Origin of the sequence: Cupriavidus alkaliphilus, from assembly GCF_014191175.1 — a bacterium.
Taxonomy (GTDB): Bacteria; Pseudomonadota; Gammaproteobacteria; order Burkholderiales; family Burkholderiaceae; genus Cupriavidus; species Cupriavidus alkaliphilus.
Map to the genome: position 1 here is coordinate 179,765 of NZ_JACHWE010000006.1, position 12,801 is coordinate 192,565.

The 12,801-nt window shown below is 68.8% G+C and carries 12 protein-coding genes; 5 read left to right on the top strand and 7 right to left on the bottom strand.

Annotated elements, in window-relative coordinates:
• Positions 1 to 67 precede the first annotated feature (67 nt).
• Together FHX60_RS20980 and FHX60_RS20985 are read right to left on the bottom strand one after the other, a co-directional pair.
• On the bottom strand, positions 68 to 1,453 hold the full coding sequence (locus FHX60_RS20980; protein WP_183284490.1) for a NarK family nitrate/nitrite MFS transporter: 1,386 nt from the start codon (positions 1,451 to 1,453) through the stop codon (positions 68 to 70).
• A gap of 54 nt (positions 1,454 to 1,507) precedes the next feature.
• The gene (locus FHX60_RS20985) at positions 1,508 to 2,788 is read right to left on the bottom strand and encodes an MFS transporter (protein WP_183284491.1); all 1,281 of its coding nucleotides are present in this window, start codon (positions 2,786 to 2,788) and stop codon (positions 1,508 to 1,510) included.
• A gap of 234 nt (positions 2,789 to 3,022) precedes the next feature.
• Here FHX60_RS20985 and FHX60_RS20990 point away from each other — a divergent pair, with 234 nt between their 5' ends.
• On the top strand, positions 3,023 to 4,249 hold the full coding sequence (locus FHX60_RS20990; RefSeq protein ID WP_183284492.1) for an NnrS family protein: 1,227 nt from the start codon (positions 3,023 to 3,025) through the stop codon (positions 4,247 to 4,249).
• Between the two features lie 17 nt (positions 4,250 to 4,266).
• Here FHX60_RS20990 and FHX60_RS20995 read toward each other — a convergent pair whose 3' ends face one another.
• Positions 4,267 to 5,493: an MFS transporter gene (locus tag FHX60_RS20995; protein WP_183284493.1), complete on the bottom strand. Its 1,227-nt coding sequence runs from the start codon at positions 5,491 to 5,493 to the stop codon at positions 4,267 to 4,269.
• 106 nt (positions 5,494 to 5,599) lie between these two features.
• Here FHX60_RS20995 and FHX60_RS21000 point away from each other — a divergent pair, with 106 nt between their 5' ends.
• Complete coding sequence (locus tag FHX60_RS21000; protein WP_092314347.1) at positions 5,600 to 6,520, top strand: LysR family transcriptional regulator; 921 nt, start codon at positions 5,600 to 5,602, stop codon at positions 6,518 to 6,520.
• Positions 6,521 to 6,533: 13 nt separating this feature from the next.
• On the opposite strand, the gene FHX60_RS21005 is transcribed toward FHX60_RS21000, so the two are convergent.
• Complete coding sequence (locus tag FHX60_RS21005; RefSeq protein ID WP_260164324.1) at positions 6,534 to 7,556, bottom strand: AraC family transcriptional regulator; 1,023 nt, start codon at positions 7,554 to 7,556, stop codon at positions 6,534 to 6,536.
• Between the two features lie 448 nt (positions 7,557 to 8,004).
• Here FHX60_RS21005 and FHX60_RS21010 point away from each other — a divergent pair, with 448 nt between their 5' ends.
• On the top strand, positions 8,005 to 8,670 hold the full coding sequence (locus FHX60_RS21010) for a hypothetical protein (protein WP_260164326.1): 666 nt from the start codon (positions 8,005 to 8,007) through the stop codon (positions 8,668 to 8,670).
• A gap of 86 nt (positions 8,671 to 8,756) precedes the next feature.
• Here FHX60_RS21010 and FHX60_RS21015 read toward each other — a convergent pair whose 3' ends face one another.
• Entirely contained in the window at positions 8,757 to 9,065 is a 309-nt protein-coding gene (locus FHX60_RS21015; protein ID WP_092314341.1) for an H-NS histone family protein, read from the bottom strand.
• A 327-nt stretch (positions 9,066 to 9,392) separates the two neighbouring features.
• On the opposite strand from FHX60_RS21015, the gene FHX60_RS21020 reads away from it, so the two are divergent.
• Positions 9,393 to 9,803 carry a VOC family protein gene (locus FHX60_RS21020; RefSeq protein WP_112775853.1) on the top strand — a complete coding sequence of 137 codons (411 nt, stop codon included), beginning with the start codon at positions 9,393 to 9,395 and terminating at the stop codon, positions 9,801 to 9,803.
• A gap of 146 nt (positions 9,804 to 9,949) precedes the next feature.
• On the opposite strand, the gene FHX60_RS21025 is transcribed toward FHX60_RS21020, so the two are convergent.
• Positions 9,950 to 11,353, bottom strand: coding sequence for an NCS2 family permease (locus tag FHX60_RS21025; RefSeq protein WP_112775854.1), 1,404 nt, complete (start codon positions 11,351 to 11,353; stop codon positions 9,950 to 9,952).
• 467 nt (positions 11,354 to 11,820) lie between these two features.
• On the opposite strand from FHX60_RS21025, the gene FHX60_RS21030 reads away from it, so the two are divergent.
• Positions 11,821 to 12,030 carry a hypothetical protein gene (locus FHX60_RS21030; protein ID WP_092314335.1) on the top strand — a complete coding sequence of 70 codons (210 nt, stop codon included), beginning with the start codon at positions 11,821 to 11,823 and terminating at the stop codon, positions 12,028 to 12,030.
• 15 nt (positions 12,031 to 12,045) lie between these two features.
• Here the strand turns inward: FHX60_RS21030 and FHX60_RS21035 are convergent, their stop codons facing one another.
• Positions 12,046 to 12,669 (bottom strand): N-acetyltransferase, encoded by a 624-nt coding sequence (locus FHX60_RS21035; RefSeq protein ID WP_183284494.1) that lies wholly within the window; start codon positions 12,667 to 12,669, stop codon positions 12,046 to 12,048.
• Positions 12,670 to 12,801: the final 132 nt, after the last annotated feature.

A 12,801-nucleotide genomic window follows, 5' to 3' on the forward strand; every position in this document is an offset into this window, starting at 1 on the left:
GATGGCGATCGGGGGAGGTGTCCGGCGCGGGCCTAGTTCCGAAGAACTAGGCCGGCCGGCAAGGCGTTCAGCAGGGCATGGGGGCGTTGCGGCGCGCGTAGTACCACCACGTCACCAGCACGCAGCTGACATAGAAGGCGACAAAGCAATACAGCGCGGCGTCGGGCGCACCGGTCAGCTCCAGCGAGGTGCCGAAGCTCTTGGGGATGAAGAAGCCGCCGTAGGCGCCGATCGCGCCGGAAAAGCCCAGCACCGCGGCCGATTCCTTGCCGGCGTCCTGCAGCGCCTGGCGCTGCGCGGCGTCGCCCTTGCCCTTCGCGGCGCGCTGGCGCTCGGTCAGGAAGATCACCGGGATCATGCGGAAGGTCGAGCCGTTGCCGATGCCGGTCAGCGCGAACAATGCGATGAAGGCCGCGAGGAAGTACGTGAAGTTGCCTCCGGCGCCGTCGTGCGGCAGCGCCGCCAGCACCGCGAACACCGCCGCGATCATGCCGACGAAGGTCCACAGCGTGACGCGCGCGCCGCCGAGCTTGTCGGAGATCCAGCCGCCCACGGGACGCGTCAGCGCACCGACCAGCGGCCCCAGGAAGGCGTAGGCGGTGGGGTTTACGCCCGGGAACTGCGACTTGGTCAGCAGCGCCAGCCCGGCCGAGAAGCCGATGAACGAGCCGAAGGTGCCCACGTAGAGCCAGCACATCAGCCAGTTGTGCTTGCGCTTGAAGATCACCGCCTGTTCGGCGAACGAGGCCTTGGCGTCGGCGATGTCATGCATGCCAAACCACGCGGCCAGTGCCGACACCACGATGAACGGCACCCAGATAAAGCCGGCGTTCTGCAGCCACAGGTCCTGCGTGGCGCCGTTGGCCTGGTATTGCTGCGGCTCGCCGCCGAGCGCGCCGAACACCGCCAGCGACACCACCAGCGGCGTGACGAACTGCACCACCGACACGCCCAGGTTGCCGATCCCGGCATTCAGCCCGGTGGCCAAACCCTTCTTCGCCTTGGGAAAGAAGAAGCTGATATTGGCCATCGACGAACTGAAGTTGGCGCCGCCCAGCCCGCACAGCAGCGCCAGCACCAGCAGCGTGGGATAGCCGGTGGACGGGTCGCGCAGCGCGAAGCCCATGCCCAGCGCGGGGATCAGCAGCAGCGCGGTGGAGATCGCGGTGAAGCGGCGCCCGCCGAACACCGGCACCAGGAACGAGTAGAAGATGCGCAGCGTGGCGCCCGACAGCGCCGGCAGCGCGGTCAGCCAGAACAGCTGGTTCTTGGTGAACTGGAAGCCGGCGCGGTCGAGGTTGACCGCGACCACGCTCCACAGCATCCAGACCACGAAGGCCAGCATCAGCGCCGGGATCGAGATCCACAGGTTGCGGTAGGCGATGCGCTCGCCCTCGCTTTGCCAGAACGCCGCGTTCTCGGGCTCCCAGCGGGTGAGTACGGATGAGGTCATGATCAGTGTGCCTTGAGGAAGAATGCGCGCAGGCGCAGGGGGGTCAGTGCCGCGTCAGGCCGCCTGGGTCAGGCCGACGGCCTGGGCCTTGCGCTGGCGTTCGGCGCGGTGGCTGTAATGCATCCACACCAGGCTCACGCACACGGTGCCGTACATCAGCATGAAACAGCTGCTGCGCACGCCGGTCAGGTCGGCCAGCATGCCGAACAGGATCGGCAGCACGAAGCCGCCCAGGCCGCCGGCCAGGCCCACCACGCCGGAGACCGCGCCGATGTTGTGGGTGAAGTCGTTGGAGATGAACTTGAACACCGAGGCCTTGCCGATGGCGAAGGCGATGCCGACCACGAACAGCAGGATGGTGAAGAGCGTGGGCGTCAGCGCGATGCGGAAGGCCTGCGGGCCGCTGGTGGTCTGGACGATGAAGTCGGTCTGCGGATAGCTGAGCAGGAAGAAGCCGACCCAGCTCACCCACATCACCCACCAGGTGGTGCGGTGCGCGCCGTAGCGGTCCGAGATCCAGCCGCCGATCGCGCGCAGCACGCCGCCCGGCAGCGAGAAGCAGGCTGCGAGGAAGGCCGCCACCTTGATGTCGAAGCCGTATTCGCCGATGTAGTACTTGGTCATCCACAGCGACAGGCCGACATAGCCGCCGAACACCACCGAGTAGTACTGCGAGTAGCGCCACACGCGCGGGTCGCGCATCACCGCCAGCTGCTCGCGCCAGCCGACGCTGGACTTGACCATGTGCGCCGGGTTGCTGCGCGAGAACACCCAGAACAGCAGCGCGGTGACCAGCATCGCCACCGAATACACGCGCGGCACGACGGTCCAGGTGCCGGCCGCCAGGATCAGCGCCGGCGCGACGAACTTGGTCAGCGCCGCGCCCGAGTTGCCGGCGCCGAAAATGCCCATCGCCAGCCCCTGGCGCGAGCGCGGGAACCAGCGCGCCACGTAGGGCGTGCCGACCGAGAACGAGCCGCCCGCCAGGCCGACGAACAGGCCCAGCACCAGCAGCTGCCACAGCGTGGTCGCGTACGAGATCAGCCAGATCGGGATCACGGTGGCCAGCATCAGCACGAAGAACACGATGCGGCCGCCGAAGCGGTCGGTCCACAGCCCCAGCGGCACGCGGATCAGCGAGCCGCTCAGCACCGGGGTGGCGGCGAGCAGGCCGAATTCGGTGTCGTTGAGGCCGAGCTGTTGCTTGAGGGGAATGCCGAGGACCGCGAACAGCATCCACACGGCAAAACAGATGGTGAAGGCAAAAGTACTGGACGCCAGTGTCAGTGCGGCGCCGGGCGGGATCGGCTCCGGCGCGCGGGTTTGGGTGGCCATGGCCATGCTCCTGTGTCAACTTTGGCGGGGGTGATGCCAGAGTAGGGGCGGGCGCTGGTGCTGCCTATTCGCCGGCCGCACAGCGCAGGCGCGGGCGCTGACTGCCTTTGGAGGTAGTTCTACCGGGGGAGGTCGCCGGCGCGGCGGCGGTGCTATCGTGGGGACGACTTGCGGTGCATCGCTTTGCGCCGCCGCGGCGAACCCCGCGCCGCCCCCTCATTGCTCTCTCCAGTCATGGACACCATTCCCATCCTTCCCGCGCGGCGCACGCCGCCTTCCGGCAAGGCCCCTGCGGGCCCGCCGCCACGTGGCTTTGCCCTGTTTGCGCTGGGCTTCCGCCCGTTCTATCTGGGCGGCGCGGTGTTTGCCGCGCTGGCGATCGCAGCGTGGTCGGCAATGCTGGCCGGCGTGCACGCGTTCGCGCCGGCACCGGGGCTGCCGGCGATGTTCTGGCATGCGCACGAAATGGTGTTCGGCTTTGGCGCGGCGGTCGTGGTGGGTTTCCTGTTCACGGCGGGACGGGCCTGGACCGGGCAGCCCACGCCGACCGGCGCGGCACTGGCCGTGCTGTTCGGGCTGTGGCTGGCCGGACGCGTGGGCCTGTGGGTGGCGCCGGGCACCGTTGCCTTCGCCATCGAAGCCGGGTTCCTGCCGCTGGCGGCGCTGGCCTTCACGCGCACGCTGGTGCGCGGCGGCAATCGCCGGAACTATCCGCTGGCGCTCGCGCTATGGCTGCTGGCGCTGGCCGATATCGCCAGCCTGTGGCTGCAGGCGCGCGGCCATGACGTCGGCGCGATGGTGGCCTGCCGCGCCGGCGTGGCGCTGGTGACGCTGTTCGTGGTGGTGATCGGCGGGCGCGTGATCCCGATGTTCACCACCAATGCGATTCCCGGCTTCCGGTTGCGCCAGTACCGGCAGGTGGATCGGCTGGCGATTCCCGCTGCGGTGCTCGGGCTGGCGGCGGGCCTGCTGCCCGTACCCGGATGGCTGGTGGCGGCGCTGTCGTTGCTGGCGGCGCTGGTGCTGGGTGCGCGCGTGGCGGGGTGGCGCGGCCATGCGGTCGGCAACCGGCCGATCCTGTGGGTGCTGCACCTGGCCTACGCGTGGCTGCCGGTGGCGCTGCTGCTGCAGGCGCTCGGTGCGCTGGGCCTGGTGATGGCCGGGCTGGCGACGCACGCGTTCACCGTGGGCGTGCTCGGCGTGGCGATCATCGCCATGGTTACCCGCACCGCGCTGGGCCACACCGGCCGCATGCTGGTGGCCGGCGGCGCCGAGACCGCGGCGTACTGGCTGGTGGCCGCGGCGGCGGTGTTGCGCGTATTCGGGCCGATGGCCTGGCCCGCCGGCTACCTGCACTGGGTATGGGGCGCGGGCGCGTGCTGGGTGGCGGGCTTCGGACTTTATGCGCTGACGTATGCGCCGCGGCTGGCGCGTCCGCGGGTGGACGGCAAGCCGGGCTGACGATATCGCGCGGGCGCTCAGGGGCAGGCCGCCATCGGCGCGCGGGCGCGCGCGCCTTGTTCCCGCTTCACGCTCAGCCACGCCACCGCCAGCGCCGCCATCGGTGCCAGTGCCGCAACCCAGGGCAGTGCCGTCAGTCCCGGGCCATGGTCGACCACCACCCCGCCCATCCACGCGCCCAGGCCGTTGCCCAGGTTGAACGCGGCGATATTGAAGCTCGACGCCAGGTTCTCGCCGGCGCCGTGGGCGTGGCGCAGCACGCGCAACTGCAGCGGCGACACCGTGGCAAAGGCTGCGACGCCGAGGACACCGACGAAGGCCACCACCAGCACCTGGCTGTGGATGGCCAGCGTCATCGCCGCCAGCACCAGCGTCAGTGCCGCCAGCGTAGTCAGCACGGCGCGCGTCGGGGCGCGGTCGGCAAAGCGGCCGCCCAGCACGTTGCCGATGATCATGCCGGCGCCGAACAGCAGCAGGATCGGCGATACCGCCGCCTCGCCAAAGCCCGACACGCGCGTCAGCAGCGGCTGCACGTAGGTGATCACGGCGAAGATCCCCATCGACTGCAGCACCGTCATCAACAGCCCCAGCAGTACCTGCGGGCGGCCGATGGTGGCCAGCTCGTCGCGCAGCGCCACGCGCGCGCCGTGGTCCTGGCTCTTCTGCACCAGCAGCGCGATCACCGCCAGCGACAGCAGCCCGACCAGCGTCATGGCCCAGAAGGTCGAGCGCCAGCCCAGGTGCAGGCCCAGCCAGGCGCCGGCGGGCATGCCCAGCAGCGTGGCCAGGGTCAGGCCCGAAAACATCACGGAAATCGCCGAGGCACGGCGGTCCTCCGGCACCAGCCCGGTCGCGACCACCGCGCCGACGCCGAAGAAGGTGCCATGCGTGAGCGAGGTCAGCACGCGCGCGATCATCAGCGTGGTGTAGTCGGGCGCCAGCGCGCACGCGGCGTTGCCGACGGTATAGATCACCATCAGCGCCAGCAGCACCGCCTTGCGCGGCATGCGGCGCGTCAGCAGGGTCAGCACCGGCGCGCCGGCGAACACCCCCAGTGCGTAGCCGGACACCAGCATGCCGGCGGCGGCGATGGTCACCTGCAAGTCAGCCGCAACCTGCAGCAGCAGGCCCATGATCACGAATTCGGCGCAGCCGATGCCGAAGGAACCGGCCGTCAGCGCGTACAACGCCATCGGGAGCCGGCCCCGGGCGGGAGTGGCGAGGGTGGAAGGGAAGGAAGCCATGGTCGGAGAGGGTCGCGAGGGAGGACGAAGCCCGCAGTCTGGCCCTTTCCGGCTTCAGCAAAAACCGGCATGATCCATAATCAGCTTCAATAAATCATTGAGAATCATGGACCGGATCGGCGATATCGGGCTGTTTCTGCGCGTGCTCGACCTGGGCTCGATCAGTGCTGCGGCGCGCAGCCTGGACCTGTCGGTGGCGGTGGCCAGCCAGCGCTTGCAGCGGCTGGAACGCGAGCTGGGCGTGCGCCTGCTGCATCGCACCACGCGGCGGCTGCACGCGACCCCTGAGGGCGCAGTGCTGGCCGAGCAGGGGCGCGCGCTGGTGGACGACCTGGAGGCGCTGGGGGCGTCGTTGCGGCAGGCCGGCACCGGCATCACCGGCACCTTGCGGGTGACGACGTCGTCGTCGTTCGGAAGGCTTTACGTCTCGCCGCTGCTGCCGGAATTCCTGGTGCGGCATCCCGGGGTATCGCTCAGCGTCAACCTGAGCGACCACGTGCTCGACCTGGTCAGCGCGGGCTTCGACCTGGCGATCCGCATCGGCGCGCTCGACGACTCGGCGCTGGTCGCGCGCCGGTTGGCCAACAACCGTCGGCTGCTGTGCGCGTCGCCCGACTACCTGCGCCGGCGCGGCACGCCGCGCACGCCGCAGGACCTGGCGCGGCACGATTGCCTGCTGCTGGTGGGCAGCCAGGGTCGGCAGGATGTCTGGCGGCTGGGCGATGGCGCCGGCGGCGAGATTGCCGTGCGCGTGCGCGGCCGGATCGAGGCCAATACCGGCGAGTTGCTGTCCGACGCGGCGCTGGCGGGCTTTGGCATCGCACTGCATTCGGCCTGGCATGTCTGTGCCGACCTGCAGGCCGGCCGGCTGGTGCAGGTGTTGCCCGATTATCCGCTGGCCGACACCGGCATCTATGCGGTGATGCCGCAGCGGCGGCTGGTGCCGCCGCGCGTGCGCGCCTTCGTCGATTTCCTGGCCGAGCGCTTTGGCGACAACCCGCCGTGGGAGCGGCCCCGCGGCGGGTGAGCCAGCTCCCTCGCTACGCCGGCGGCTGGGCCGCGGGCATGGCGTGGCGCCGGTAGTCGCCCGGCGTCATGCCGGTCCAGCGGCGGAACGCGCGGAAGAACGAGTTGGCATCGTCGAAGCCGAGCCGGAACGCGATCTCGCCGAGCGACAACGCGCCTTCGCTCAGGTAGTGGCCGGCCAGCTCGCGCCGCGCGTCTTCGCACAGCGTGCGGAAGCTGGTGCCGGCGGCCATCAGCCGGCGCTGCAGCGTGCGCTCGCTGATGTCGAGGTGGCGCGCCACCGCGGCCAGGCTCAGCGCGCGGTCGCCGGCCAGCTGCTGCAGGGCGCTGCGCACATCGTAGAGCGAGGCCGCTGCCGGCCGCAGGTCGCGGCTGGCGGGCGGTGCCGCGGGGCTGGAGCGGTCGCGCGCCATCAGCCGCAGCGCCAGGTCGCGGCGGCCGAACACGATCGCGTCTTCGGGCTCGCCGAAGCGCACCGGGCAGTCGAAGGCCTCGGTATAGCGCAGGTGCCAGGCCGGCTGGCCGATGCGCAGCGATACCCGCAGCGGATGCAGCGGCTTGCGCGTGAAGCGCCGGCCGAAGGCCAGCAGCGAGCACAGCTCCATGTCGATGCGCGGCCGGCTGTCGGGCGCCTCGGGATCGCTCGGGCGGATGCAGACCCAGGCTTCGTCGCCCTGGCGGCGCAGTTCCACGCGGTCGCCGGCGAGCAGCTTCTGGTAGCGCGCGATGCGCCGCAGGGCCGTGCCCAATGACGGGCCGGCCATGGCGGGCAGGCCGGCCAGGCCGAGCAGGTCGGGCGGCATCCGGCTGCCCAGCCACAATCCGATGGCGGGGTCGCCGGTGGCGTGATAGACGGCCAGCAGCAGGTGGATGGCCTGTTGCGGGTCGGCCGCGTGCGCGGCGGGTTGGTGGTCGCAGGAGTCGGAGTCGGATTCCGGGGCAGGCGCGAGTGCCGATACGTCGTAACCGCCTTCACGCAGTGCGTGCAGCAGGTCACGAGGCAACGGCCCGGCCTGGATAGGCTCTTGTTGTGGCATCGTCGTTTTCTGGCTGGCAAAGTGGCGCAAATGCGCCCGTGCAGCCCCCGGTACGAAAGAGATTACGCGGTGACGATGGGCCCTTCAAGGGTGCGGGGCGGCCGGAAGTGTGGGCCAGGCAGCTTAACGGACGCTCACGCAGGCGTCCTTGGATGCCAGGCGACAGTGAGGCCCGCGTCGTTGCTGGCTTGGCGGTCCGCTGCAACCCGTTGCTTAAATTTTGGGCAGTCCGGTGCGGTGGCGCACAGACCGCGGTTTTCGGACAGGGCACGGCAGGATATCCACAGATTCTGTGGATATCACGTCGGAGTTTTCAACATGGGTTTGTGCGGCTGCCAGCGGGCGGCGGAAGCGGGTATGCTGGGTGGCTTTGACGACATGGCGGGACTGCTCCGGCACCAGCGGCCGCCGACAGTTGGGTTGGCCGCAGCGCGATCTGACGGTATCCATGGCCCATGTTGCGTCATCGTGCCACCAACGCTTCACCAAGCCCGGCATCCACGTTCCGCGACTCAATCTGCCCGCCGCCATGCGCCATGACCGGTCGTTCGCCTTCCCGCCCCGCCTTGCCGTGTTGCCATTGCTTGCCGCCGCCGCGGCGGTGTCGGGTTGCGTGGCGCAATACCGGGTACCTGCCGGTGCGCCGTCCGCCAGCGTGCGGCTGGTGACCAGCACCGACGAAAACACCTCGTTCACCGTCGTCGATCCGGCCAGGTGTCCGGATCCGGCCCGCCCGCTGGTGCTGGCGGGGATGGGCAGGCAGTTGTCGGCGATGGGAAGGGAGCGCAGCCTCGACATGGCCGGGCGTTCGCCGGAGCCGGCCGCGCGCACCCGTGAACGGCTGGTCGAGGCGGGCCGGCGCATCTATGTGGCGGTAACTTCGGCGGCCGCGCCGCCGCTGCCCGAGATGCGCTGTGCCGCGGGCGTGTCGTTCGTGCCGGTGGCTGGCGCGCAGTACGAGATCCGCTACCAGCGGGACGAGACCGCCAGCCAGTGTTCGGCGCGGATCTTGCGCCTGCAGCCGCTGGCCGATGGTGGCGCGCGCCTGACGGCCGAGCCGACGCAGCAGGGCTTCAGGGCGCTGCGCAAGGATTATGTCTGCCAGGCGTTGTGAAACCCGTCCGGGCCCTGCGGCTGCGGACGGGTTGGCGGGGCAGCGGGCAACCGCATCGGCCCCCTGAGCCCCGCGGCAGGACTGGCTTACTGCTCGATCAGGAAGCGCTCCGGGCGCTTGCCCAGCCAGGCCGGGGCACGGCCGCGGCCCGACCAGGTCTTGCCGGTCTTGGGGTCCATGTACTTCGGGGGCAGGGCGGCGGCAGTCTTGCGCGCGCTGCTGCCGGCAGGGCGGCCGCGCTTGCGCCGGGGCAGGATGTCTTCCGCGGTCAGGCCATATTCGGTCATCAGGTCGCGGATTTTATCGATCACGCCCGCTACTTCGGTCGCGCGCACTTCATTCAGCTTGGCTTCCAGCGCTTCCTTCTCAGCCAGGAGTTGCTTGTATGTCGCCATTTATATCCCCTTTCTGCAATTAGGCCGCTGCATGGTACTAGAAATTCCGGTGACAGAGCACCTGGAAAAATTTTACAAAAAATAACGCAGATTGCACGGACAGATTGTCGGGCGGCTTGTCGCTATGATTGTCACGCCCAATGCGGGAACGATTGGCGCGTCCATGGCCGCGACATTGCCCCATCAATGACGGTTTTGCTGCGCCGGGCTTCCTATTTTTTTCCCCTCATTTAGGGCCAATCGAATTACGCGCGCCGCCTGGCTTTAGCGCCTAGACTGTTTGTCTGCGCCCCGCGCAGTGCCACGCCACGACTACCGGAGCCCCCCATGAGTCAGCAGATCTTTGTCAATTTACCCGTGCGCGACCTGCAAAAGTCGATTGCCTTCTTTACCCAGCTGGGCTTTACCTTCAATCCGCAATTTACCGACGATACCGGTACCTGCATGATCGTCGGCGAGAACATTTTCGTGATGCTGCTCACCGAAGCCAAGTTCCGCACGTTCTCGCCCAATGACATCTGCGATGCGCGCAAAGCCACCGAAGTCCTGGTTTGCCTGTCGATGGAAACCCGGGCCCGCGTCGATGAAATGGTCAATGCCGCGGTGCTGGCGGGCGGCAATACCTACAAGCCGCCAATGGACCTGGGCTTTATGTATGGACACGGCTTCCAGGACCTGGACGGCCATGTCTGGGAGCTGGTGTACATGGATATGGCGGCAATGCAGGCGTCGCAGTGAAGGTGCCATCGCGACCGGCCAGCGCCAAAAAAAACAGCCCGGGAAAGCAGGAAGCCCGGGCTTGAAATCCACCTGGATCGCGGTGGAGGAGACATCTGGTTGTCAGCGTCCCGGCAGCAGCCGGGACGCGGTCATGCACGGTGGCGTCAGATCGCCCAGCCGCCGGCGTAGAACCCAGCCAGCACCACCGCGATCGCCACGGTGCCGAGATTGAGCTTGCGCCATTCGCCGGCCACGACACGGCCCACCACCAGGGTGCAGAAGCCGAGCATGATGCCGGTGACGATATTGCAGGTCAGCACGATGAACACGGCGCAGACCAGGCCGGCCAGTGCGTCGACCAGGTCATCCATGTGCAGGCGGCTGACGCTCGACAGCATCAGCAGGCCGACGTACATCAGCGCGGGCGCGGTGGCGTACGACGGCACCAGCGCGGCCAGCGGCGAGAAGAACATCACCGCGACGAACAGCAGGCCCACCACCACCGCGGTCAGGCCGGTCTTGGCGCCGGCGGCGACGCCGACGGTCGACTCGATATAGGCCGCGGCCGGGGCGCCGCCGAACATGCCCGAGAAGATCGAGCTGACCGAGTCCGCGGTCAGCGCGCGTCCGCCGTTGTGGATATGGCCGGCGGCATTGAGCTGCCCGGCCTGCCCGGCGACGGCGCGGATGGTGCCGGTGGCGTCGAACACCGCGGTCATCACCAGTGCCAGCACGCTCGGCAGCACGGCGGCGGTCAGCGCGCCGCGCACGTCCATGGCGCCGATCAGCGACTCGTGGCCCGGTGCGCTCAGCGACGGCAGCGCGAACACGCCGGTGAACTTCACCGCCGGATCGAAGGCCAGGCCCAGCGCCGAGATGGCGATGATCACCAGCAGGATCCCGCCCGGCACCTTGCGGCGCTCCAGCCCGAAAATCGCGGCCAGGCCCAGCACCGACATCACCACCGGGAACGAGGTGATCTTGCCCAGCGCCACCGGCAGGCCGGCATGCGTGTTCTTGACCACCAGCCCGACTTCATTCGAGGCGATCAGCAGCAAAAACAGGCCGATGCCGATGCCGGTGCCGTGCGCCACGCCGGCCGGCAGGTTGCGCAGGATCCAGCTGCGCACGCCGGTGACCGAGATCGCGGTGAAGATCAGGCCCATCAGGAACACCGCGCCGAGCGCGACCGCCGGCGACAGGCCCTGCCCCAGCACCAGGCCGAAGGCCATGAACGCGGTCAGCGAGATGGCGCAGCCGATGGCGATCGGCAGCTTGGCCCACAGGCCCATCAGCAGCGAGCCGAAGGCCGTGGTCAGGCACACCGCGACAAAGACCGCGCTGGTGTCGAAGCCGGCCTTGCCGAGCATGCCCGGCACGACGAAGACAGCGTAGACCATGGCCATGAAGGTGGTGACGCCGGCCACCACTTCCTGGCGCTGGGTGCTGCCGCGCGCGGTGATCTCGAAGAACGCGTCGAGCCGGCCTTTGACTTCCGGAACATGGGGGGCGTGGGGGCGTGCGGGATCGGCCTCCGCCGCGGACGACGGATAGGGTTGTTCGATCATGATGAGCTGTCTCCTTGCGGGCGCTGCAACGTCCGTCGTGCGGAACGTCGTCAGGCGGTCTCACGTGGTTCTGGTCTGGGCTGGAGGCGGAAATCCTGGCCAACCCCGCTGTTATCGGTGTGCCGCTTGTCGGTGCCTTCTGTGGGCGTGATCCGGGCAAGGCTGAAGGCTAGGTGAGGCGGCGCGTGCCATCATCACCGACGCTCAATGCGCGGCATGTGCGACGGAGAATATCGAATGTGATGCGTGAGTATCTCCAGGTGTCGCGGCCGCTGCAGGTGGCGTTTTCGGCGGCTGCCGTTATCAGGCGATGCATATACGGCCTATAGGGAATGACCCGGATGCCCGGCGGTCGACTTCTCTATACTAGGGATAACCCTGAATCGTCTCGCGATCCACGCCGAATCCCGGCCAGAAGTGCTTCACGAGACACTAAACCTGTTTCCGACCGAAAAAGGAAAATCGCCATGCAAGCACTCGCCGACACCCTCTATCGCCAGCCCGCACAGCCGAAGGCCTCGCAGCCCGTGGCGGCGCAGCCGACGCGCGATGTCGCCTATTACGCCCGCATGGGCGGCGGCCAGTCGCTGGCCGCGCGCGTGCGCGCTTACTTTGCGCAGGGCTGGACGCTGTACGCGGCCAATGCCCGCGAGGCCGCGCCGATCCGCTGGCTGTAAGCCAACCGCGCTGCGTCAGTACATGCCGGTGCGGGCCATGAACGCCTCCAGCGTCCAGCCGCGGCCGAGCAGCAGCATCCGCGTATGCAGCCCATCGCGCGTGGCGGCATCGACGGCTTCGCCGAGCCACGTCAGCGTCTTGCTGCGCAAATCGACATAGCCCATGGCGTAGTCGGGGGCCAGCGCCAGCCATAGCGCGTGGGCGCCGGCCGATTGCCGCGCGCCGCTCAGAAGGCATAGCCCGCCGTCCAGCGCCCAGCGATAGAGCGCCCGGGCCAGGCCGCGGCGCTGGTAAGCGGGCGCAAACTTGCTATGCGGCGCCCGCACCCACGGGTCGGCCCGGCGGCCGACCTCGATCAGCCGGTTGAAGACGGTATAACCGGCCAGCCGGCGCTGCATCACGTCTTCCACATACACGTAGTACTCGCCGTCCGCCTCGCGGTAGCGCAGGCGCAGGCCGGGTGCGCCGGCCGGCAGGGCGGGCATCGCATGGAGGCGGTCGCCCGGCCGGCCGATGCGGCCGTGCAGGGTGTCGAGTTCGCGCTCGATCTCGGCGGGTGCCAGGTCAACGTCGATACGCAGCTCGAGCGCGCGCGGCACCGCCGGCGCCGGCAGGCGCAGGGCATGAAAATTCGCCATGGCAGTCTCCCACCCGCTCAGGAGTTGAGGAGCAGGTAGAGGGCGGCGAGCGCCACCATGGCGCAGAAGGTATGGCGGTAGAGCGGTGACATGTCTGGCTTTCTCCTGGCTGCATGATCGAGCGGGTGCCGG